The sequence below is a fragment of the Rhizobium sp. Leaf321 genome (assembly GCF_001423215.1).
Classification (GTDB): domain Bacteria; phylum Pseudomonadota; class Alphaproteobacteria; order Rhizobiales; family Rhizobiaceae; genus Neorhizobium; species Neorhizobium soli.
Genome location: NZ_LMOF01000006.1, coordinates 513,831 through 534,834 on the forward strand (window position 1 = coordinate 513,831; position 21,004 = coordinate 534,834).

The following is a 21,004-nucleotide window of genomic DNA, read 5'->3' on the forward strand; positions in this document are numbered from 1 at the left end:
AGAGAGCCGTCACCTGGTCGACATCCAGAGCTGCAACCTGGTCTGTCGACATGGCCGAGAGCTGCTTGGAGGTCAGGGCGGCGATGTTGTCTGTCGCGATTGCGGCGATAGCGGCGGTGGACAGAACTGCGACCTGAGTGGATGTCAGCGCGCCGATCTGGCTGCTGCCGAGTCCGGCGATGACGTCGGTGCTCAGCGATGCGATCTGGGCGGTCGACAGTGCCGAGATCTGCTTGGACGTCAAGGAGGTGACGTTGGTGCCGAGAGCGGTCAAGTCGTCAGTGGAAAGGCCTGCAATGGCCTTGGTGCTGATAGCGGCGAGTTCGTCGGTCGTGAAGGCTGCGATTTCGTCCGTCGTCATTGCGCCGATTGCGTCGGAGCCGAGGCCGGAGATCTGAGAGCTGGTCAGCGCGGTGGTCCGGTCGAGATCAAGTGCGGCGATCTGGTCGGAGGACATCGCGGAGAGCTGCTTGGACGTCAGCGAGGAGATGGTGTCGGTCGCGATTGCGGCGATCGCGGCGGTCGACATAACGCCGATCTGGCTGGATGTCAGCGCAGCGACCTGGTCGGAACCGAATGCAGCGATCGTGGTGGTGCTAAAAAGTGCGATCTGGTCCGTGCTGAGCGCCGAGACCTGCTTGGAGGTGAGGGCCGACACGTTGCTGCCGAATGCAGCGAAATCGTCGGCGTCGAGAGCGACGATAGCCTTGGTGCTGATGGCGGCAATTTCGTCGGTCGTGAAGCTCGCAAGTTCATCCGTCGACATCACGGCGAGCGACGCGGAGCCGAGAGCCGCGATCTGCGTGCTGCTGAGCGCGGTTACCTGATCGGCATCGAGAGCTTCGATCTGGGTGGAGTACATCGCGGCGAGCTGCGAGGTCGACAGACCCTGCACATTGCCGGTCGAAAGGACACCAAGCTGGTCGGTCGACATGCCCAGCACCGCAGCGGCCGAGATGGCGCTGATCTGTGCGGACGACATGACCTCGAAGTCGCCGGTTTCGATCGCAGCGATCTGCGACGATGAAAGTGCTGCGATCTGAGTGGAGCTCAGAGCGGCGACGTCATCCGTGCTCAGCGACGCAATCGTCGTCGTGGACATCGCCTTGATCTGGTTTACGCTTAGAGATGATACGATAGAAGTCATTATGTGCGCCCTCGGAGTTGGTTGATCACGTACGCATTCCCCTGTCCCTGGCTGCGTAATGAACGAACAGTTCCTACAGCGACCCAGGCGCGCAAAGGCGCCTGCCGGCAATCATGCCCACGTAGCCGGGCGCACTCAGCGACCACAACTCGGACCTCATGACGGACGAAACAATATCAAGTGAGACATGGCTCCTGCGAGCCTGCGTATTGGAAGGGCATCATGCTTCCAGAGCTGTTCGACAGCTCTGACCCCCTACGCCGGTGGCCGAGAAAGATTCCATACAAAGCCTCCCCGCGTTGCGTCTGACGCATGGGGGAATGGGACCTGTGTTTGAACTTTCGCGATCACTAAAGATGTAATGGAGTACCGCTTAATTTTGGGTTAATGCCGAGCGAGACTTCAGGAGTTTACTACGCCCGGCAAGAACTCAACGGAACCTGATTTGCCGGTTCACTGTCGCAGGAAGCAGCGACCTAAAGTTCCACTGAATTGGCGGTCTTTTCGTCAGCGACGAACAGCATCGCGCAATCGAACCGCAAGATATTGTCGACGCGACAAAGTATAGCGCGGCCATTTTCACCAATTCCGGTGCAGCCATCCGTTTCCCGCAAATCCGGGCAACCCTTCTTGCAGACTATGCCACTGTTACATCGGCTCTACGGATTAACGAAAAACGCCCCGAGCGCGCCTTTCCCCTGCAGGGCGTTGATATAGGCGTCCCCCGTGTCCAGGGCCTCGCGGATCGTCACGTCCATGTCGAGGTAGCGATAGGTGCCGAGCCTGCCGACGAATGTCACGTTCTGCTGCGTCCGGGCCAGCTCGACATAGCGCTCGAGCAGGGCCTTTTCGTCGGCCATGCGGACCGGATAGTAGGGGATGTCGCTTGGTCCGCAGGCGCGCGAATATTCCCGGTAGCAGATGCTCTTCTCATGGGTTTCCCAAGGCGAGAAATGCTTGTGCTCGGTAATGCGGGTATAGGGAATGTCGAGATCGCCGTAGTTCATCACGGCGCAGCCCTGGTAGTCGCCGTTGTAGCTGAATCGATCGAAATCCAGCGTCCGATAGCCTAGCCGACCCAGTTCGAAGTCGAAGTAACCGTCAAGCGGTCCCGAATAGAAGACATGGTCGAATGACGCGGCATCTGGCCGGGTGAAACGGGTCCCGAGCCTGACCTCGATGCGCTCGTGATTGAGAATGCGTTCGACCATTTCCGTATAGCCGTTCTCAGGCATGCCCTGAAAACGATGGAAGAAGTAGTTGTCGTCATAGTTGAAACGGACGGGCAGACGCTTCAAAATGCTGGCCGGCAGCTGGCTTGGCTCGCAGCCCCATTGCTTGACCGTGTAGCCCTTCAGGAACGCCTCATAGAGATCACGGCCGACGAATTTCAAAGCCTGCTCTTCGAACGTCTTCGGCTCACCGATGGACGTATCGGCCAGCGACGCAATAAACTGTCTTGCCTCGTCGGGTCGCAGCGTCTTGCCGAAGAACTGGTTGATCGTGTGCAGGTTGATCGGCAGCAGGAACACGCGCCCGCCACTGGTCGTCTTCACGCGGTTGACATAGGGCATGAAGGTCTGGAACCGGTTGACATAATCCCAGACCGGCTCATCGTCCGTATGAAAGATGTGCGGTCCGTAGACATGCACCATCACGCCCGTATCGCTGTCACGCTCGGTAAAACAGTTGCCGGCGATGTGGGCGCGCTCGTCGAGAACGACAGCGGAATGACCGGCCTCCGCAAGTTTCCTGGCGATGACGGCGCCCGACAATCCGGCTCCGACCAGCAATATGCGCTTATTCGACATCGATCTCTCCCAGTGGCATTCAGCATGTCGGCCCACGAAAGCGCGACATCTCCCCATACTCGTCCAGCTCGGCGAGCGCGAAAGCCTTAACCGATTCGCGGCGCTGCGAGCATAGTTTCCATCGTGTCCCGGCTATGCTTGACCGCATCCGAGATGGCGAAGGATAACAAAATGCCCGCACGAGGCGGGCATTTCGGTGTTGGATGCGTCCGGCAGCGGAGGCGATCAGGCCGCTTCGCTTGCCGGTGCTTCTTTTTCCTTGAGTTCGATCTGGCCGGAATTGGCAAGCCGGATCGCTTCCTGCGAGATCGCGCGGCGGGCAAGCGCCACTTCGCGCGGGTTGATCGTACCGCCGGCGGCAAGATCCGATTCGACCATGCGGCGCTGGCGTGGGCTGAGGCAGACGAGCACGGATTCGCGCATCGGTGCCGACGAACCTTTCAGCGCCATCGTCAGGATGTCGCCCGCGATATCGTTGAGCAGGATGACACGGCTGCGCTGCGGCATGACCATGAGATCTTCGAACAGGAAGATCTTCGGCCGAACCTTCTGGGCTGCTTCCTGGCTGACCTGTTCCAGTGATTCGAGCAGGGAATCGACCTGCGGCTTTTCGAGCTGGTTCATCAGGTCTGCGACCTTGACCGGGCCGGTCGAGTTCCGCTCGGCATCGATTTCGTTGACGAGATCGGCGATCCGCTTTTCGATGATCTGCACCGCCTGCGGATTGACGTTCTTCAGGTTCACCGCACGCTTCATGATGTCGGCACGCAGGCTTTCCGGCAGTTCGACCAGGATCTTCGCACCAAAGGCGGAAGGCAGCATCGAAAGGATGTAGGCGATCGTCTGCGGATGTTCGCGGCCGAGATACTTGCAGATGAAAACCGGATCGGCGTCCTGAAGACGGTCCCAGAGACTGTCCTCGTAGGTCTGGAACGCGGTGCGTCTTCCCAGCAGTCCGTCGACCTCTTCCGGCGTTAGGCCTTCGTCGAGAATCTTTTCCATCGCCATGGCGTTGTCCATCAAACCTGTTCCCTCGGTGAACAGGTCTTCGAACTCGTTGACGAGAGTGGTCAGTTCGTCTGGCGGAATGGCGCGCAGGCTCTGCGCGGAGGCAATGATTGTCTGCAGTTCGGCTTGGGTAAAATACTTCAGCAGCTTACCTGCAACGCCCGTTCCCATTGCGAGCAGAACCGCAGCCGCTTTCTCTGCCTGAGAAAGCGGCTGGCCGGGCAGGTTGTCACTAAAGGTATCGAAGTCCATCATGGGCTTGTCCTAAAACGCTAAATTCATTTTAGCTCTTGGGAGCTCCTGACAATTCAGTGAGCTTTACGCCGAAGCGTGTATCGTCGTCTTCGAGAAGCGTGATTTCGCCGCGGGCGATCAGGCGACCGTTCACGGTGATATCGACCGGCTCGCCGATTTTCTTGTCGAGCGTGATCGTCGTGCCTTCCTTGAGGCTCATCAGACCCTTGACCGGCATGCGGCTTGAACCGAGCACGATCTGGACATCGATCGGAATGTCCAAGATGAGGTCATGATTGGCCTCGAGGCTTTCACCATGCGTGTCGGATCCGAAGCTCGGCATCGCACTTGCGCCACCACCAAAGCTGCTGGCTCCGAAGTCGGACTTGCCAAGGTCGCCACCACCAAAGTCGCTGCCGCCGAAATCGGTCGAGCCAAAGTCGCTCGTTCCGAAATCCGTCGAACCGAAGCTGTCGCTGCCGAAATCGGAGGCCGGTGACGCGAACGGATCGGCCGACAGCAGCGTGCCGTCCTCGTCCGCCTTCAATGCGCCACGCAGGTCGTCGATCGCGTGTTCCAGATCCAGGCTGCTCGAGGCGATCGGATCTTCAGTCAGTTCGTTTTTGACGGTCGTTTTTCTAGCCATGATCTATTATCCACATCGAAACTTGTCTGAAGCTGCCGGGCGCGGAAGCGCCGCGTCAATTATCGAGAATTTTTTTGAGTATATTGCCGTCTGGAGAGACGTTGGATTTTATCTTTACGGAATAGCTGTCGCCGGACCGGCCGAACTCGCAGCGGTAGATCAGTTTCCCGTTCGCATCCATATCGACCCCAATGTCGCCGATGTCTTCGAACGGTATGGTATCACCAGGCTTCAATCTGGCAATTGAGCCAAGCTTGAGCGGCGTGAGCTTGATGCGCGCGCAAAGATCGATCTGCGAGCGCAGCACGTGATCGGCAACGGCGTCGGCCGGCGCCGGAAGACTGTTTGCCAGTTGTCCGGAAGGACGGGTGATCGTCGTCTTCAGCAACACGCTTTGCGGAATGACGATCACGACCTCCCCCGTCAGCGATCCAAGCTTGACCTGAAGCCGGACCGCGGCTGCGAAACAGTCGGGGATCTCCAGCGATTGCCGGGCGTAGTCGGTGATCGGATAGCATGGCGACAGCACCGGCTCGAACTCCCCCTTGGGGCCGAGGCCGAGGCGAAGCACGCCCGCGATCCGCGAAACGAGCAGCGATGCGATATCGCCCTCGATAGACGTCAACGTGCGCGTGTCGTCAGAAGGCTGGTCGGTATCGCCGAGCAGCTGCGCGATCATGGCGATCGGCAGGCTGTTCCGGGTGGCGATCACGAAATGGGTACACCAGTTGCGCTGACTGGCGCTGACAAGCGTGTAACCCGCGCCAAGCCCCGCGATGACCTGAGAGCGCAGACCGGAGACGTGGCCGGCATATTCGACGCCGATGTCGAGCTGCATTTCCTCCTGGACGACATCGCCGAGAAGCTGGCATTGCAGGGCTGCAACATCGCTGCAGCAATGGGCAATCGTCTTCACGTCACCCAGGCTGCCTGTCAGCCGCGCAAGGACGATCGGGTCAATCGGCTTAGTGACTTCGCTCGACGGATTGTTCATCGTTAGGCCGCCTTGCTCTCACCACCGGGGTTCATCATCTCCTGCTCGACGGCGTCGATCGAAGGACGATCGCCGTTGCCGATGGTCTTGCGACCGTATTCGAGAGCGACCTGCGGTACGGAGCCGTTCATGTAGGCGATGAGCGTCTGCTTGACGATCGTGTAGAGGCGATGCTGCTTTGTGCGGACGACCTTGATCTGCGAGGTCAGCGGATTGCAAACGCAGTAGGAGAGAATGATACCGAGCATGGTGCCGACCAGTGCGGCGCCGATCAGTCCGCCGAGGACCTCAGGCGACTCGTTGATCTTGCCCATGGCCTTGATGACACCGAGAACGGCGGCGACGATACCGATGGCCGGGAAGGAGTCTCCCATTGCGGTAATCGCATGATAGGGCTTGAGCTTGTCCGACAGCATTGTCTCCAGCTCTTCGTCCATCAGCGCCTCGATCTCGTGGCTGCGGGCGTTGCCGATGATGATCAGGCGAACATAGTCGCAGATGAACACGGTCAGCTGCTTGTTTTTCAGAACCGTCGGAGCCGTCTGGAAGATCGACGATTCCTGCGGGTTGTCGATATGCGCTTCGATCTCGTTGCGCGGCTTGGTTCTGAGGTCGCGCATCAGTGCGTAGAGAACGCCGAGGATGTCGAGATATTCGCGCTCCTTGGGAACCGCGAACTTGAAGGCTTCACCCAGTGCCTTGCCGCTGTCTTTCACGACCTTGATCGGGTTGGCCATGATAAAACCGCCCAGGCCTGCGCCGCCGATGATCACCAGCTCGAAAGGCTGGAACAGAACATTGAGATGGCCGCCCATGGCCATGAAGCCACCAAGCACGCAGCCAATAGTGATTATGAAACCCACAATGATCATCATTTTGATGTGTATCCGCCGTCATTAATGCAGCGGAACATCTAGGCGGGTAGCCTTGCGTGAAGCTGGCTATCGCAGCCTCTCCGCCGTTTCGCACTTTCGATCAGCTTCACACAAGCAACCCCTGTTTGAATGCGCACGAAGGCCGGTTCAGGCCGCTCGGCGATTCCTCGATGGTAGGAGCCGCTTCATCTCAGGAGATCCATCGATGCAATCTGGTATTTATGTTGGCCTGTCGGCCCAAATGGCGCTTGAGCGGCGGTTGACGACCGTCGCGGACAACATGGCCAACATGAACACCGTCGGCTTCCGGGCGACCGAAGTGAAGTTCGACCAGATGCTCGCCAAGATCGACAACAACATCTCCGCGTCGGTCTCCTTCGTGTCGCAGGGCAACGACTACCTCTCCACGAGATCGGGAGAACTGCAGCAGACCGGCAACCCTCTCGACTTTGCGGTCAAGGGTGACGCATGGATGGCGATCGATACGCCGGCGGGCCAGGTCCTGACCCGTGACGGACGCTTCACCATGGCAGACACGGGCGAACTCCAGTCAATCCGGGGCTATCCGGTTCTCGATGCCGGCGGTGGCGCCATCCAGCTCGACCGCAACGGCGGCCCGCCCTCAGTCGGCACCGATGGCCGCATCATGCAGGACGGCAGGATTGTCGCTTCGCTGGGTCTCTTCCAGGCCGATCTCTCCAAGGGCTATCTGCGCTATGAAAACAGCGGCGTCCTGCCGTCGTCACCGGCACAGCCGGTCGTCGACAACAGCGACGTCGGCGTCATGCAGGGCTTTATCGAGCAGTCGAACGTCAACGGCATCGGCCAGATGACCGAGCTGATTTCGATCAGCCGCAATTTTGAAAGCATTTCCTCGCTTCTCAGCTCCACAGACAGCAGCTTCACCGAGGCCATCAAGACCTTGGGCGGTAGCCAGTAAGCCGGAAAACGATCCCTCATGACCGCAAGTCAGACAGTTCACGGCCCGGCAAACAAGCTCGATCTCTTGGCAGCCCTCGTTGGGCGCCACACCGGGCCGGCCTTTGCGTTTGCACCGGGCGGCGTGGTCACCGCAATTTCCGCGACCTATTACACCGTCAGCGGCCTTTCGAAACATGTCAGGCTGGGCGACTTCGTCGAGCATTGCAGCAGTGTTGGTACGCATCTCGGCCAGGTGATCAAGGTCGAGTCCGACCAGGTTCATATCTGCCCGATCGAACCGGGCGAGCCGATCGGCATCCGTGACAGTGTTCTGCGCATCGGTGAGTTCAAGGTATCCCCGCATGACAGCTGGTGTGGGCGCGCCATTGATGCGCTGTGCCGGCCGATCGACGACCGCGGCCCGCTCGTGCAGGGCGACGTGGCGCGGTCGATCATGAGTACCGCGCCGCCATCCATGTCCCGCCGCCGTGTCGAGGAAGGTTTCCGTACCGGCGTCAAGGCGATCGATATCTTCACGCCGCTCTGCTTCGGCCAGCGTCTCGGCATTTTCGCAGGCTCCGGCGTCGGCAAGTCGACGCTCCTGTCGATGATGGCCGGCGCCGATGCGTTCGACCGCGTCGTGATTGCCCTCGTCGGGGAACGCGGCCGCGAGGTGCGCGAATTCATCGAAGACACGATGGGCGAGAACATGAAGAAATCCATCGCCGTGGTGGCCACGAGCGATGAAAGCCCGATGCTGCGCAAAATGGCGCCGCTGATCGCCATGACCATTGCCGAGCACTTTCGCGACAAGGGCGAAAACGTGCTGTTCATCGCAGACAGCGTGACGCGCTTTGCGCATGCGGTGCGTGAAGTCGCGATCGCCGGCGGCGAGTTGCCGATTTCGCGCGGCTATCCGGCTTCGGTGTTTACCGAACTGCCCAAAATGCTGGAACGGGCAGGGCCGGGCCTCGAAGACAGCGGCACGATCACCGCCATCATTTCCGTCCTCGTCGACGGCGATAACCACAACGATCCGGTCTCCGACTCCGCCCGCGGCATTCTCGACGGGCACATTGTGCTGGAGCGCGGTCTCGCCGACGAAGGTCGCTACCCGCCGATCAATCCCCTGTCGTCGATCTCGCGTCTCGCCCGAAAGGCCTGGACGCCCGACCAGGAGAAACTGGTCATGCGGTTGAAAACGCTGATGCATCGCTTCGAGGAAACCCGCGATCTGCGCCTGATCGGCGGCTACCGGCAAGGGACAGATGCCGATCTCGACATGGCGGTGAGGCAGGTGCCCGCGATCTATGAAGTGCTGAAGCAGACGCCCGGCGACAAGCGCGTTGCCGACGCCTACGCGGAGCTGGCCATCGCGCTGCGCAATGTCGCGGCCCAGGGCCAGATGCCGGCTCTCAAGAGGGGTTGATGAGGATTGGGGATGAAATTCACGCAACGGCAGAAACTGGCAAAACGCTTCAAGAAGAAGTCGGACGAAAAGACCACGGCGGCAGACATCACGCTGAAGGGCGGCACGTTGTTGCTCGCCGTCGCCGCCGCCATGTTCCCGTGGTACGTATTCCTCAACGAAGATAAGTTCGGCGTCAACGTTTCCGGTTGGGAGCAACTGCGCGACCTGCGCAGCTTCCGTCAGCGCGACGTGGTCGAAGTACCGCCGATGTCGGTGGCCCGCAGACCGCCCGAGGACCCGACCGACCTGCTTGTAACGGCAACAGTTCCCAAGGCGGGCTCGGCCGATGCGAAGGGCGAGGACACGGGCACTCAGCAGCCGTTCCCGGGACGCTCCAGCTTCCGTCTTCTTCACGTCGCCAACGGACGCGCGATGATCGAGGACGATCGGGGAATGTACATTGTTCAGACCGGTTCGGTCCTGCCGGACAACAGCCGCCTGGCCGCGCTTACCCAGAAGAACGGCAAATGGGTGATCGTCACCTCCACCGGAGAAATGTACGAAAGCGCCCAGTAAGAAACTGGCAGCACAACAAAAAGCTTCGGCACGTCCGTACGCTGCCCATCAAAGCTGTATCCAGCTTTGATGGGGTGAGTTCACCGGCGTCCGAGGCTTTTTATTGCGATAATTTCAGAGCCGTGGCGCTGAAGAGGGCCGCCTTACCTAAAGAGGGTCGCGAGGCTCTGCAGATGGGTATTGGCCATGCCGAGGATTTGGGACGAAAGCTCCTGCTGGGCCTGATAGGCGCTGACCTTGGTCGACTCCGCCTCCATGTCCGCATCGATGAGGTGCGAGATGCTCTTGTCAAACACGTCCGCCAGGCTCGAAACGAAGCTCGACTGGGTGTCGATCCGGTTCGACATCGTCCCAAGCGTTGAACCGAGCGTCGTCAGCTTCTGCTGAATGTAGTTCATGACGTTGATCATGTCGTCGATGTCTTCGGACGTCGTCTCGTCGGTCAGTTCGATCGGGGAACCATCCGTGGCGATCTCCGACCCTGCGTCCAGCAGATAATACTGTTTGCCCGAGCCGGTTCCGTTCGAGGCAAGAGTACTCGGATCGATCGAGCTCGTAAGAAGCCCGCGGTTTGCATCGCCGGTATCGATCAGCGTGGAATTTGTTGCATCGAATGTCGCGTAGGACAGCGATACTGAACCCGACACACTGCGCTGGAAATAGGCCGGAACGGTCTTCGCGCCAGCGTCGGCCTCCGACGAGTTGTAAAGCCAGTTGTCACTCCCGAACGATGCGGATTTGATCAGTGACGAGAGGCTGGCCTTGAGATCGCTGATTGTGGCGTTGACGGCGCTCTGGTCGACACCGTCTTCCTTGGCGGTGGTCAGGTTGGCCACGATCTGGTCGGCAATATCGATCGACGATTCGACAGCGGAATAGGCGGCATCGACCTTTGCGGCGCCAAGACCGAGCGCATCGTTCACGCTGCTCAGAATTTTCGTGTCCGACGTCATCGAATTTGCGACCGACCAGTAGCTCGCATTATCCGCCGGGGAATTGATCTTGTAGCCGCTGGAGGTACGCTTCTGTGCCTCTTCCAGCGAATCACTGGTGAACAGCAGAGTCTGCAACGCACTCTGGATATAGCTGACGGAGATAGCGTCGGACATCAGGCATGATCCTTGAAAACTAAGGGATTTTGCCAAAACATCTGGCTGCGATCGAATGGCTTCATGCCCGCCTGGTCGAAGACGCAGGCCCATCGCTTTTGCAGCAATTTGTAAGCTTATGTTTAACAGAAAGTTAATTAGGCCTCAACGGTCGACCCGCAAAACCTCGTGCAACGGGTCCGCACCCACGCAGGATTCATCTTGGATGCCGGGTTCGCCGCGGGTCTGCGGGCATCAGCACAAGTCCCACGCAAGTTTCTAATCTTACTCCTTTGTCGAGAAGACGGAGAAGACGTGATGCAACAGATCCAATTGTTTGAGCTTGCCTCCAGGCAGGCGGAGTGGCTGTCGATCCGGCAACAAGTCGTCAGCACCAACATCGCCAACGCGAATACACCGCAATACCGGGCACAGGACGTGACGCCGTTCCAATCGGTACTCGACGCCTCGAACATCCCGATGGCGCGCACCAATTCGGCCCATTTCGCCAGCGTCGGCCTCGGCTCGGACAATGTCGACGTCAGGGACGAAGATCTCAACAACGAGATCGGCAATCAGGAGTCGGGCAACACGGTTGCTGTTGCCAGCGAACTCTCCAAGAGCGGGGAGATCAAGCGCCAGTACGAGCTGAATACGCAGCTGGTGAAGGCGTTCCACAACATGATGTTGACCGCAGTCGGCAAGTGAGCCCAATGGATCCTTTATCAGCAGCCCTCAAGATTTCTGGCAGCGGCATGGAAGCGGAAGCGACCAGACTCCGCATCGTGTCGGAAAACATCGCCAACGCCCGCACCACCGGCGATACGCCGGGTGCCGATCCCTATCGCCGCAAGACGGTGACGTTCGGCGCCGAACTCGACCGGGCAACAGGGGTCAGGACCGTCGGCGTCCAGAAGATCGGTGTCGACAAGGGTGACTTCGTTGAAGAACTCGACCCCAGCAATCCGGCAGCGGACGCAAACGGCGTCGTCAAGATGCCGAACGTCAACATGCTGATCGAAATGGCAGACCTGCGTGAAGCAAACCGCAGCTACGAGGCAAATCTCCAGAGCATTCGCCAGTCCCGTGATCTGATCTCGGCGACCATCGATCTCTTGAAAGGTTAAAGATGATCAATCCTATTGAGGGCCTCGGCCTGTTCACAAAGCAGACCGACGGCGTCTCCGGCGACAATACGGCAGCAAATGTTCTCGGCACCGCGGTCAACGCGGCAACGACGGCCGTTGCAGGACCGGGCTTCGGTGATGTCCTGGGCAGCATGGCAACAGACGCGATCAACGCCGTCAAGGGCGGTGAAACTGCATCGTTTGCCGGCATCCAGGGCAAGGCGAACACGCGTGAAGTGGTCGATGCCGTTCTCCAGGCCGAACAGGCGCTGAAGACTGCGACGGCGTTCCGCGACAAGATCGTGTCCGCCTACCTCGACATCACCAAGATGCAGATCTAGAGACTGGAGCAGAGACCATGAGAGCACTAGCAATTGCCGCCACCGGCATGGATGCGCAGCAGACCAATCTCGAAGTCATCGCAAACAACATCGCCAACATCAACACGACCGGCTTCAAGCGGTCGCGTGCCGAGTTTACCGACCTTCTCTATCAGACCGAGCGCGCTTCGGGCGTCGCCAACCGCGCCGATCAGTCCGCTGTGCCGGAAGGTGCCAATATCGGTCTCGGTGTTCAGACGCAGTCCGTCCGCAAGCTCCACATCCAGGGCGAAATCACCCAGACGAGCAACGATCTTGACATGGCGATCGTCGGGCGTGGTTGGTTCATGGTCGAAGGCACCAACGGTGAGACCCTCTACACCCGCGCCGGGTCCTTCAACAAGGATGCCAACGGAAGACTGGTGACTGCCGACGGTTACGGTGTCATCCCGCAAATCACCATTCCGACTGACGCGACGTCGGTCAGCGTCAGCGAAGACGGGATCGTCAATGCGACGATCGGGACATCGACGACCCCGACGGAACTCGGCCAGATCACTCTGACCAACTTCGTCAACGATGCCGGTCTGAAGCCTTTGGGCGACAACCTGTTTTCTGAAACGGCGGCATCCGGGCAGCCGGTCGTCGCCAACCCGCAGGAGACTGGCTTCGGCTACCTCAAGCAGGGCTATCTCGAGAACTCCAACGTCGATTCAGTCAAGGAGATCACCGATCTGATCTCCGCTCAGCGTGCGTATGAAATGAACTCGAAGGTGATCACCACCGCCGACGAGATGGCGCAGATCGTCAGCCAGAACCTCAAGTAGCGGAAGATAGAAGGCGGACCGAGCATGATGCTTTGGCAAGAGAACGTCCGGAAAACCGGTCGGGCAAGCAGCTGGAAAACCGGAATGAAGACCTGGCTGGCCGGGGCGCTTTTGAGCGCGCTCATCCTGCCGGGGGCGGCATTCGCGGAGCCGCGCAATGCCGTCGTGCCCAGCACCACGATCTATCCGGGCGATACGATCGGCGAAGCGTTCGTCAGCGAGGTAGCCGTCACCAATCCGAATATCGCGCCGGGCTATGCCAGTTCGCTGGATCAGGTGGTCGGCAAGGTCACGCGCAAGACGCTGCTTGCCGGCCGCACCATTCCTTTGAACGTTCTCCGCGATCCTTTCACGGTCAAGCGCGGCACAAGTGTTAGGCTTACCTTCTCGTCGCAGCGCATGGTCATCGCCGCCCGCGGCGCGCCCATGGACGATGCGATGACAGGCGAGGTCATCAAGGTCAGGAACCTCGATACGGGCGTCATGGTCAACGGCACGGTGATGGCGGACGGCAGCGTCGAGGTGGTTCAGAAATGAGTATGGTCCGGAAACTGATGATTGCGGCGATCGCGGTCATCACGATGCTGCCCGTCACCGATGCCACGGCCACGTCGTCCCGCATCAAGGATATCGCTTCGCTGCAGTCCGGTCGCGAGAACCAGTTGATCGGCTATGGCCTGGTCGTGGGTCTGCAGGGAACCGGCGACAGCCTGCGTTCGTCTCCGTTCACCGATCAGTCGCTGCGCGCCATGCTGCAGAACCTCGGCATCTCGACGCAGGGCGGTCAGTCCAGCGCCAAGAACATTGCTGCGGTCATGGTCACCGCCAATCTTCCCTCGTTTGCGAGCCCGGGCAGCCGCATCGACGTCAATGTCAGCTCGCTCGGCGACGCCACCTCGTTGCGCGGCGGCACGCTGATCATGACATCGCTCACCGGCGCCGACGGACAGATCTATGCCGTCGCGCAAGGGTCGGTGATCGTCTCCGGCTTCAATGCACAGGGTGCTGCTGCGACACTGACCGAAGGCGTCACCACAGCCGGTCGTGTGCCGTCGGGAGCGATCATCGAGCGCGAGCTTCCGTCCAAGTTCAAGGATTCGGTCAATCTGGTGCTCCAGCTTCGCAACCCGGATTTCTCGACATCGGTTCGTATCGCCGATGTCGTCAACGCCTATGCCCGCCGCACCTTTGGCGATCCGATCGCCGAAGCGCGCGACAGCCAGGAAGTGGTTGTCCAGAAACCGCGCTCAGCCGACCTGACCCGCCTGATGGGCGACATCGAAAATCTCGTGGTCCAGACCGACGCCCCCGCACGCGTGGTGATCAACGAGCGCACCGGTACGATCGTCATCGGCGCCGATGTCCGGGTCGCCCGGGTTGCGGTCAGCTACGGCACGTTGACTGTTCAGGTCACGGAGACGCCGCAGGTCATCCAGCCCGAACCGTTCTCAAGGGGCGAAACGGCGGTGCAGCCGCAGACCGATATCATGGCCGAAAAGACCGGCGGACCGATTGCCGTCATCGACGGACCTGATCTGAAGACGTTGGTCGCCGGCCTGAACAATATCGGCGTCAAGCCGGACGGCATCATCTCGATCCTCCAGGCGATAAAGTCTGCCGGAGCCCTGCAAGCGGAGCTCGTTCTGCAATGACCAACACAGTTTCAGGCAGGTTCCCGGTTCTCGCCACTCGCAGCTCGGTCTATCTGATCGCCGCCGCTCTCTCGCTCTGCCTCCTACCGGGCGCCCGCGCGCAGCAGCAGCCGCAACTTCTTGGCGCCGCGCAGGAAGCCGGAGGCAGCCAGCAGGAAGTCCAGCAGTTCTGCGGCAACATCGTCGATTCGGCCCGCGACCAGCGTTATCTCCTGCAGAAGCAGGAACTAGAAAAGCTGCAGGGCGACATCAACACGCGCATCACCGAGCTCGAAAATCGGCGCGCCGAATATCAGGACTGGCTGAAGAAACGCAACGCGTTCCTGGCCAGCGCCAAGGCCAGTCTGGTCGAAATCTACAAGACGGCAAAGGCTGACGAAGTCGCGCCGCAGTTCGACCAGATGAACATCAACATTGCAGCCGCCATCATCATGCAGCTGCCACCGCGGCAATCGGGACTGATCCTTGCCGAAATGGACGCCCAGAAGGCTGCCATGGTCGCAATGATCATGGCGAGCGCCGCAGACCCCAATACCTCCAAGGACCCGTCATGAAAAAGCAACTCACGGCTCTTCTTGCGATGACATCGCTGATCGCCGGATGTCAGAACGGGCAGATGACGACCATCAAGGAAATCGGCAATGCGCCGGCCATGAGCCCGATCGGCAGCGGCCTGCAATATGGCCAGACGCAGCAGATGTCGATGTATCCGAAGCAGCCGCGCCACATGGCGAGCGGCTTCTCGCTGTGGAGCGACAGCCAGGGCGCCCTGTTCAAGGATGCCCGCGCGCTGAACGTCGGCGACATCCTGACGGTCAATATCTCGATGAACGACAAGGCGAGCTTTGACAACGAGACGGATCGCAGCCGCAAGAATTCCAAGACCACCAACTGGCAGGCCGCCGCGGAAATCCTTGGCTGGAAGCCGGAGGCAGATTCGACGGCGGGCTTTGATTCCGACAGCCAGTCGAACGGCAAGGGCTCCATCAGCCGCGCCGAGAAGCTGACGCTTCTCGTGGCCGCGGTCGTCACCGGCGTTCTCGAAAACGGAAATCTCATCATCAGCGGCTCGCAGGAAGTGCGCGTCAACCATGAGATCCGCATCCTCAACGTTGCCGGCATCGTGCGGCCCCAAGACGTCAATGCGGAGAACACGATATCCTATGAGAAGATTGCCGAAGCCCGCATTTCCTACGGCGGCCGCGGTCGCCTGATGGAAGTCCAGCAGCCGCCGGTCGGCCAGCAGATCAGCGACATCTTCTCGCCGATCTGACCGGGCGCAATTTGATGTCCCTCACTACTAGCGGAGTTTAGCCACCATGACCGACGCCAGCCTCACGGCGGATCAACCAGCGAAGAAAAAGTCTTCCCTGGTGATGACTGCGGCGGCCGTACTGGGACTGACGGTCGTCGGCGTGGGCGGAGGCTGGGTTGTCGGCAAGATGATCGTCCCGTCGCCGGTCGTGGAGGAGGCACCTGCCGCCGGTCATGGCGCAGCCGCGGCTCCTGCCGGGGGAGGGGAACACGGCGCCGCTGCCGGTGTGAGCCACGTCCGGCCGCTGGAGCCGATCATTGCCAACCTCGCCTATCCTTCGGACAGCATGGTCCGCCTCGAGGTTTCGTTAATATTCGGTGAAAACATCGATGAAGCGGTGGCGGCTTCCATTCAGGAAGATATACTCGCCTATATGCGGACCTTGTCGCTGCAGCAAATTCAGGGGCCACGCGGCTTCGGTTATCTCCGAGATGACCTGAAGGAACGCGCCAAGCTGAGGTCTCAGGGCAAGGTTGCTGATCTGGTGTTCAGGACTTTCATCATCGAATGATTCGTTTTTTAGCCGTTCTTGCTCTCTTCGCTGCGTTACCCGACGCGGCGAATGCGCAACAGTCTGCCCTGGACATGCTGAACCTGCCGGTCGACGGCTCGGTCTCCGCCTGGATCATCCGCACCTTCGGCCTGCTGACGGTTCTATCCATCGCGCCCGGCATCCTGATCATGGTGACGAGCTTCCCGCGCTTCATTATCGCGTTCTCGATCCTGCGGTCCGGCATGGGCCTTTCGACCACACCGTCCAACATGATCCTGACCAGCATGGCGTTGTTCATGACCTTCTACGTCATGGCGCCGACAATGGACCGTGCCTGGCAGGATGGCGCACAGCCGCTTTTGCAGAACCAGATCAACGAGGCCGAAGCGATACAGCGCATCGCGCAGCCGTTCCGCGAATTCATGATTGCCAACGTCCGCGACAAGGATGTGGCGCTGTTCGTCGACATCGCCCGGGAACGCGGCCAGACGGTCACGCTCGGCGCGCAGACGGACTACCGCGTGCTGATCCCGGCATTCATGCTGTCGGAAATCCGCCGCGGCTTCGAAATCGGCTTTCTCATCGTCCTGCCGTTCCTTGTCATCGACATGATCGTTGCCAGCATCACGATGGCGATGGGCATGATGATGCTGCCGCCAACCTCGATCTCGCTGCCGTTCAAGATCCTTTTCTTCGTCCTTATCGACGGCTGGAACCTTCTCGTCGGCTCGCTGGTGAGATCGTTCTCGTAAGGCACGGCGCCTTCTCCAAGGCGAAGTTTTATTCCCAAACAACGTGACGAAGAAAGGCCGCGCATTGAGCGCGGCCTTTCTTTCGTATGTTGAACCAAACGCGTCTTACTGGAAGAGCGTGAGGATGTTTTCCGAGCTGGAATTCGCGATCGACAGCGACTGGACAGCGAGCTGCTGCTGCGTCTGCAGGGCAGACAGCTTGGCAGACTCTTCTTCCATGTCGGCGTCTACGAGACGGCTGATGCCCTCATCGATGGCGTCCGAAAGCTGGTTGGAATAGTCCGTCTGGAGATCGATACGTGTAGTCAGAGCACCGAGAGCGGCGCCGCCGATGGTCATCGTGGCGAGAGCATCTTCAACCGTGGTGAGCATCGCCGCGATTTCAGTTTCGTCAGCGATCGTGGACAGATCGATGTCCATGACCTCGCCGAGGATGCCGTCGGTGCCGACGCTGCCGGTAACGTCGTCGAACAGTGCAAAGGTGGAGATGCTGTAGGTGGCGGACGTTACCTTGACGGTGCCGTCGTCACTGCGGACGAAGCCGTCTACGACCGTACCGTCGGTCTGGTCGCCGGTGACCATCCAGTTCTCGCCGCTGAAGGATGCACCCTGCGCGATCGACGACAGCTGTTCCTGCAGCTTGTCGATTTCGAGCTGGATCTGTTCCTTGTCGGTCGAGGTTTCCGTTGCCGTAACGAGCTTGGACTTGATCTCGTTGACGACGTCGATGGCACTTTCCATCGCGGCGTAGGCCGTGTCGACCTTTGCAGCGCCAACGCCAAGTGCGTCGGTAGCGGCATTGAGCGCCTTCTGGTCGGAATTCATTGTGGTGGAGATCGACCAGTAAGCAACGTTGTCCGATGCTTTGCTGACCTTGTAGCCGGAAGAAACGCGGTCCTGAGTGTCTTCCAGGCCCTTGTTGATGCTGCTGAGCGTCTGGAGTGCAGCATTGGCTGCGCTGTTGGTAAGGATACTCGTCATGTTACTAAACCCCTAGGCAAAACAAAAAAGAGGGGACATTCCGGAAGCACCGGAAAGCGGCCTGAGTGCATCATGCCAGTCGGAAAATACTCACTCATTCCGGCCCGCCGCTTAGATGAGCTTAGATAACAGCATTAACGTTAATGAAGTCCGAAGGTAGACGGTCTTTGACGAGAAAAAAGATCTTTCTTTACCATGGCCGGATCGAAGGTACGAAAAAAGCCCCGGGGATGACCCGGGGCTTTCCTTGAACAAACCAGACGTGAAGGCTGGTCTTCTTACTGGAACAGCGAGAGCACGTTCTGCGAAGAGGAGTTCGCGATCGACAGCGACTGGATGGCGAGCTGCTGCTGGGTCTGCAGGGCAGACAGCTTGGCAGATTCTTCTTCCATGTCGGCGTCGACCAGGCGGCTTACGCCTTCTTCGATCGCGTCAGAAAGCTGGCCGGAATATTCCGACTGCAGGTCGATACGGGTGGTCAGAGCACCAAGTGCGCCGCCAGCGATCGTCATGCTGGAAAGAGCCGTTTCAACGGTTTCGAGGTAGGTCGCGATTTCCGCGTCCGTCGTCGCGTCCGTGAGGTCTGCGGTTTCCATCAGGTCGCCGAGGATGCCGCCCGCGCCGACGCCGGCGTCAACAGACTCGAACAATGCATTGTTGGTGATGTCGTAGGTTGCCGTCGTAACCTTGACCGCACCTTCGGAGTCGCGAACGAAGCCGTCGACAACGCTTGCAGTTGTCTGGTCGCCCTGGACGATCCAGTTTTCACCGCTGAACGAAGCGCCTTCGGCGATCGAGGACAGCTGTTCTTTCAGCTTGCCGACTTCGAGCTGGATCTGAGCCTTGTCGGTCGAGCTTTCCGAAGCGGTAACAAGCTTAGCCTTGATTTCGTTGACGACGTCGATGGCGCTTTCCATGGCGGCATAGGCGGTATCAACCTTGGCAGCGCCAACGCCCAGAGCGTCGGAAGCAGCGTTGAGGGCGCCCTTGTCGGAATTCATCGTGGTCGAGATCGACCAGTAGGCAACGTTGTCCGAAGCCTTGCTCACCTTGTAGCCGGTCGAAACGCTGTTCTGCGTCTGCTCCAGGCTCTTGTTGATGGTGCTCAGTGTCTGAAGAGCGGACGAAGCAGAAGAATTAAAGTTGATGCTAGTCATGGATTGTCCCCTTGGACTCTATACAAAAAAGGAGGACATACCGGGTTCGGTAGTGTCACCGGCAAATGACGGCCCGGCTTCATGCCTCTTGTTCCTTACCGGATCCAAGCCCGTCATCTAGGCTGCAATTTCGCAGCCATTCCTTGCCAAGGTATTAAATCTGGTGGCATTGCTAAAACAGCTTCCAGCGTGGTTAATGACTTCAAAACAAAAGCAAATTCATGCCATTGCAGGTTGGTTCAGAAGGCTGTCCGAAGGTGGAACGCGCTGCGGCGTCGGAGCCGCGTTGCAGCTGCGGTGCAACGATGGGATCCTTTCCACCTCTATCCTGCGAGCAGACCGTGGAGGCAGTCATTCAGGGTACCCTAAAACCTACCGCCCATTAATCTTCGTTCGCGAAAGCTAAAAATGTTCCAGCCCGCGTTAACTTTTGTTCCCGCTTTAACCCTCCATTAACCATAAGATGATTTTCTGTGTCCATCGCAACGGCGAGCCGAATGCAAGGGCGCGGCAGGCATGAAGCTGATCGTCGTTACCGGAACACCCGGGATGCCCTCCCATCCAATGCCATAAGGGGCAGTTTTAATGACCAGCATCTTGACCAACAACGCCGCAAACTCTGCACTTCAGACGTTGAGGGGTATCAACGATAGCCTGGAGCAGGCGCAGAGCCGTGTATCCTCGGGCTATCGCGTATCCGAGGCCTCCGACAACGTTGCCTACTGGTCGATCTCGACCACGATGGGTTCCGACAAGGACGCTTTGGTGGCTGCGACCGACGCTCTGGGAGTTGGTGCTGCAAAGGTCGATACGGCCTACGCCGCCATGGAAAGCGCTATCGACGTCGTCAACGAAATCAAGTCGAAGATCGTCACCGCGAACGAAAATTCGACCGACAAGGCACAGATCCAGCTTGAAATCACCAAGCTGCAGGAACAGCTGTCCTCGATCGCCCAAGGTGCTTCGTTCAGCGGTGAGAACTGGATGGTTGCAGAAGACGGCGCCGAGCCAGAATCGGTCGTCGACGGCTTTATCCGCAACGACGACGGTACGGTCGAAGTCACGACGGCATCCTATGACGTTTCAACCAACGCCATGTTCGAAGTTATCACTGACGGCGTCGGCTCGGGCGGTCTCCTCGGCGATGTCATGGACATTGCGCTGACGGCCGACACCACGGACACAGAACTCGCAGAATATCTCGACAATGTCGAACTGGCTCTCTCCAGCCTCACGGATGCTGGTGCTGCCCTCGGCGCGCTGACCACCCGTATCGACCTTCAGACCAGCTATGCCGGGACTCTGACGGATGCGATCGAAGAAGGCATCAGCCGCCTCGTCGATGCCGACATGGAAGAAGAGTCTGCCAGACTGTCTGCTCTGCAGACGCAGCAGCAGCTGGCCGTCCAGTCGCTGTCGATTGCAAACTCCAGCTCCGAGAACATTCTTACGCTCTTCCAGCAGTAAGATTGAACATACCAGCGAAATTATGCCGGCCGCGCTTTCGAGCGCGGCCGATTGCATTTGCTGTACGGCTCTTGCGGCGTAGGTGTCAGGTATCTTGGTGTCGTCGCACCTTGTCGTTCAGGTTCACGAGGACTGCATCATCCTCGCACAAGTTTAACTTCCTAATTTCTGATCTATTCCCATGGCGAACTCCGCCGCCCCG

The 21,004-nt window shown here is 59.2% G+C and carries 22 protein-coding genes and 1 pseudogene; 14 read left to right on the forward strand and 9 right to left on the reverse strand.

Going from position 1 to position 21,004, the window contains the following annotated elements:
• From ASF70_RS24180 to motA, 6 genes and pseudogenes are all read right to left on the reverse strand, one after another.
• Positions 1-1,147 (reverse strand): annotated as a pseudogene (locus ASF70_RS24180) (hypothetical protein); the annotation flags it as partial.
• A gap of 659 nt (positions 1,148-1,806) precedes the next feature.
• The gene (gene glf / locus ASF70_RS08810; protein ID WP_062579087.1) at positions 1,807-2,958 is read right to left on the reverse strand and encodes a UDP-galactopyranose mutase; all 1,152 of its coding nucleotides are present in this window, start codon (positions 2,956-2,958) and stop codon (positions 1,807-1,809) included.
• Positions 2,959-3,183: 225 nt separating this feature from the next.
• The gene (gene fliG, locus ASF70_RS08815) at positions 3,184-4,221 is read right to left on the reverse strand and encodes a flagellar motor switch protein FliG (RefSeq protein ID WP_062453820.1); all 1,038 of its coding nucleotides are present in this window, start codon (positions 4,219-4,221) and stop codon (positions 3,184-3,186) included.
• 28 nt (positions 4,222-4,249) lie between these two features.
• Positions 4,250-4,846, reverse strand: a complete 597-nt coding sequence (gene fliN, locus ASF70_RS08820) for a flagellar motor switch protein FliN (protein ID WP_062453819.1) — start codon at positions 4,844-4,846, stop codon at positions 4,250-4,252.
• Between the two features lie 55 nt (positions 4,847-4,901).
• Positions 4,902-5,840 (reverse strand): FliM/FliN family flagellar motor switch protein, encoded by a 939-nt coding sequence (locus ASF70_RS08825; protein ID WP_062579089.1) that lies wholly within the window; start codon positions 5,838-5,840, stop codon positions 4,902-4,904.
• 2 nt (positions 5,841-5,842) lie between these two features.
• The gene (gene motA / locus ASF70_RS08830) at positions 5,843-6,715 is read right to left on the reverse strand and encodes a flagellar motor stator protein MotA (protein ID WP_062453817.1); all 873 of its coding nucleotides are present in this window, start codon (positions 6,713-6,715) and stop codon (positions 5,843-5,845) included.
• A gap of 205 nt (positions 6,716-6,920) precedes the next feature.
• Between motA and flgF the strand changes: the two genes are divergently transcribed.
• The 3 genes from flgF to ASF70_RS08845 are packed head-to-tail and all read left to right on the forward strand — an operon-like array spanning position 6,921 to position 9,623.
• Positions 6,921-7,655: a flagellar basal-body rod protein FlgF gene (gene flgF / locus ASF70_RS08835; RefSeq protein WP_062453816.1), complete on the forward strand. Its 735-nt coding sequence runs from the start codon at positions 6,921-6,923 to the stop codon at positions 7,653-7,655.
• An 18-nt stretch (positions 7,656-7,673) separates the two neighbouring features.
• Positions 7,674-9,065, forward strand: coding sequence for a flagellar protein export ATPase FliI (gene fliI / locus ASF70_RS08840; protein WP_062579091.1), 1,392 nt, complete (start codon positions 7,674-7,676; stop codon positions 9,063-9,065).
• A 12-nt stretch (positions 9,066-9,077) separates the two neighbouring features.
• Positions 9,078-9,623 carry a hypothetical protein gene (locus ASF70_RS08845; protein ID WP_062579093.1) on the forward strand — a complete coding sequence of 182 codons (546 nt, stop codon included), beginning with the start codon at positions 9,078-9,080 and terminating at the stop codon, positions 9,621-9,623.
• Between the two features lie 143 nt (positions 9,624-9,766).
• On the opposite strand, the gene ASF70_RS08850 is transcribed toward ASF70_RS08845, so the two are convergent.
• Entirely contained in the window at positions 9,767-10,732 is a 966-nt protein-coding gene (locus tag ASF70_RS08850; protein WP_062579095.1) for a flagellin, read from the reverse strand.
• Positions 10,733-11,029: 297 nt separating this feature from the next.
• On the opposite strand from ASF70_RS08850, the gene flgB reads away from it, so the two are divergent.
• The 10 genes from flgB to fliP all read left to right on the forward strand — a co-directional run bounded on the left by flgB (position 11,030) and on the right by fliP (position 17,197).
• Positions 11,030-11,419: a flagellar basal body rod protein FlgB gene (gene flgB / locus ASF70_RS08855; protein WP_062453812.1), complete on the forward strand. Its 390-nt coding sequence runs from the start codon at positions 11,030-11,032 to the stop codon at positions 11,417-11,419.
• A gap of 5 nt (positions 11,420-11,424) precedes the next feature.
• The gene (flgC, locus tag ASF70_RS08860) at positions 11,425-11,838 is read left to right on the forward strand and encodes a flagellar basal body rod protein FlgC (RefSeq protein ID WP_062453811.1); all 414 of its coding nucleotides are present in this window, start codon (positions 11,425-11,427) and stop codon (positions 11,836-11,838) included.
• 2 nt (positions 11,839-11,840) lie between these two features.
• The gene (locus ASF70_RS24725) at positions 11,841-12,179 is read left to right on the forward strand and encodes a flagellar hook-basal body complex protein FliE (RefSeq protein ID WP_062453810.1); all 339 of its coding nucleotides are present in this window, start codon (positions 11,841-11,843) and stop codon (positions 12,177-12,179) included.
• 17 nt (positions 12,180-12,196) lie between these two features.
• A complete protein-coding gene (flgG, locus tag ASF70_RS08870; RefSeq protein ID WP_062453809.1) occupies positions 12,197-12,985 on the forward strand; it encodes a flagellar basal-body rod protein FlgG in 789 nt (262 codons plus the stop codon).
• 84 nt (positions 12,986-13,069) lie between these two features.
• The gene (gene flgA, locus ASF70_RS08875; RefSeq protein WP_244473995.1) at positions 13,070-13,522 is read left to right on the forward strand and encodes a flagellar basal body P-ring formation chaperone FlgA; all 453 of its coding nucleotides are present in this window, start codon (positions 13,070-13,072) and stop codon (positions 13,520-13,522) included.
• Positions 13,519-14,637: a flagellar basal body P-ring protein FlgI gene (locus tag ASF70_RS08880; RefSeq protein WP_062453808.1), complete on the forward strand. Its 1,119-nt coding sequence runs from the start codon at positions 13,519-13,521 to the stop codon at positions 14,635-14,637. Before flgA ends, ASF70_RS08880 begins: the two co-directional genes overlap by 4 nt.
• Complete coding sequence (locus ASF70_RS08885) at positions 14,634-15,191, forward strand: MotE family protein (protein WP_062579097.1); 558 nt, start codon at positions 14,634-14,636, stop codon at positions 15,189-15,191. The genes ASF70_RS08880 and ASF70_RS08885 overlap by 4 nt, the downstream gene beginning before the upstream one ends.
• Positions 15,188-15,910, forward strand: coding sequence for a flagellar basal body L-ring protein FlgH (gene flgH / locus ASF70_RS08890; protein ID WP_062453806.1), 723 nt, complete (start codon positions 15,188-15,190; stop codon positions 15,908-15,910). The genes ASF70_RS08885 and flgH overlap by 4 nt, the downstream gene beginning before the upstream one ends.
• Before the next feature lie 46 nt (positions 15,911-15,956).
• Positions 15,957-16,463 carry a flagellar basal body-associated FliL family protein gene (locus tag ASF70_RS08895; RefSeq protein WP_062453805.1) on the forward strand — a complete coding sequence of 169 codons (507 nt, stop codon included), beginning with the start codon at positions 15,957-15,959 and terminating at the stop codon, positions 16,461-16,463.
• Positions 16,460-17,197 (forward strand): flagellar type III secretion system pore protein FliP, encoded by a 738-nt coding sequence (gene fliP, locus ASF70_RS08900; protein WP_062453804.1) that lies wholly within the window; start codon positions 16,460-16,462, stop codon positions 17,195-17,197. Before ASF70_RS08895 ends, fliP begins: the two co-directional genes overlap by 4 nt.
• A 105-nt stretch (positions 17,198-17,302) precedes the next feature.
• Here fliP and ASF70_RS08905 read toward each other — a convergent pair whose 3' ends face one another.
• Complete coding sequence (locus tag ASF70_RS08905) at positions 17,303-18,178, reverse strand: flagellin (RefSeq protein WP_062579099.1); 876 nt, start codon at positions 18,176-18,178, stop codon at positions 17,303-17,305.
• A gap of 278 nt (positions 18,179-18,456) precedes the next feature.
• Positions 18,457-19,335, reverse strand: coding sequence for a flagellin (locus ASF70_RS08910; protein ID WP_062579100.1), 879 nt, complete (start codon positions 19,333-19,335; stop codon positions 18,457-18,459).
• A gap of 585 nt (positions 19,336-19,920) precedes the next feature.
• Between ASF70_RS08910 and ASF70_RS08915 the strand changes: the two genes are divergently transcribed.
• Entirely contained in the window at positions 19,921-20,802 is an 882-nt protein-coding gene (locus ASF70_RS08915) for a flagellin (RefSeq protein WP_062453801.1), read from the forward strand.
• The last annotated feature ends 202 nt before the right edge of the window (positions 20,803-21,004 follow it).

Coding starts and splice junctions, on each gene's coding strand:
- glf (WP_062579087.1), bottom strand. CDS start 2,958: ATGTCGAATAAGCGCATATTGCTGGTCGGAGCCGGATTGTCGGGCGCC.
- fliG (WP_062453820.1), bottom strand. CDS start 4,221: ATGATGGACTTCGATACCTTTAGTGACAACCTGCCCGGCCAGCCGCTT.
- fliN (WP_062453819.1), bottom strand. CDS start 4,846: ATGGCTAGAAAAACGACCGTCAAAAACGAACTGACTGAAGATCCGATC.
- ASF70_RS08825 (WP_062579089.1), bottom strand. CDS start 5,840: ATGAACAATCCGTCGAGCGAAGTCACTAAGCCGATTGACCCGATCGTC.
- motA (WP_062453817.1), bottom strand. CDS start 6,715: ATGATGATCATTGTGGGTTTCATAATCACTATTGGCTGCGTGCTTGGT.
- flgF (WP_062453816.1), top strand. CDS start 6,921: ATGCAATCTGGTATTTATGTTGGCCTGTCGGCCCAAATGGCGCTTGAG.
- fliI (WP_062579091.1), top strand. CDS start 7,674: ATGACCGCAAGTCAGACAGTTCACGGCCCGGCAAACAAGCTCGATCTC.
- ASF70_RS08845 (WP_062579093.1), top strand. CDS start 9,078: ATGAAATTCACGCAACGGCAGAAACTGGCAAAACGCTTCAAGAAGAAG.
- ASF70_RS08850 (WP_062579095.1), bottom strand. CDS start 10,732: ATGTCCGACGCTATCTCCGTCAGCTATATCCAGAGTGCGTTGCAGACT.
- flgB (WP_062453812.1), top strand. CDS start 11,030: ATGCAACAGATCCAATTGTTTGAGCTTGCCTCCAGGCAGGCGGAGTGG.
- flgC (WP_062453811.1), top strand. CDS start 11,425: ATGGATCCTTTATCAGCAGCCCTCAAGATTTCTGGCAGCGGCATGGAA.
- ASF70_RS24725 (WP_062453810.1), top strand. CDS start 11,841: ATGATCAATCCTATTGAGGGCCTCGGCCTGTTCACAAAGCAGACCGAC.
- flgG (WP_062453809.1), top strand. CDS start 12,197: ATGAGAGCACTAGCAATTGCCGCCACCGGCATGGATGCGCAGCAGACC.
- flgA (WP_244473995.1), top strand. CDS start 13,070: ATGAAGACCTGGCTGGCCGGGGCGCTTTTGAGCGCGCTCATCCTGCCG.
- ASF70_RS08880 (WP_062453808.1), top strand. CDS start 13,519: ATGAGTATGGTCCGGAAACTGATGATTGCGGCGATCGCGGTCATCACG.
- ASF70_RS08885 (WP_062579097.1), top strand. CDS start 14,634: ATGACCAACACAGTTTCAGGCAGGTTCCCGGTTCTCGCCACTCGCAGC.
- flgH (WP_062453806.1), top strand. CDS start 15,188: ATGAAAAAGCAACTCACGGCTCTTCTTGCGATGACATCGCTGATCGCC.
- ASF70_RS08895 (WP_062453805.1), top strand. CDS start 15,957: ATGACCGACGCCAGCCTCACGGCGGATCAACCAGCGAAGAAAAAGTCT.
- fliP (WP_062453804.1), top strand. CDS start 16,460: ATGATTCGTTTTTTAGCCGTTCTTGCTCTCTTCGCTGCGTTACCCGAC.
- ASF70_RS08905 (WP_062579099.1), bottom strand. CDS start 18,178: ATGACGAGTATCCTTACCAACAGCGCAGCCAATGCTGCACTCCAGACG.
- ASF70_RS08910 (WP_062579100.1), bottom strand. CDS start 19,335: ATGACTAGCATCAACTTTAATTCTTCTGCTTCGTCCGCTCTTCAGACA.
- ASF70_RS08915 (WP_062453801.1), top strand. CDS start 19,921: ATGACCAGCATCTTGACCAACAACGCCGCAAACTCTGCACTTCAGACG.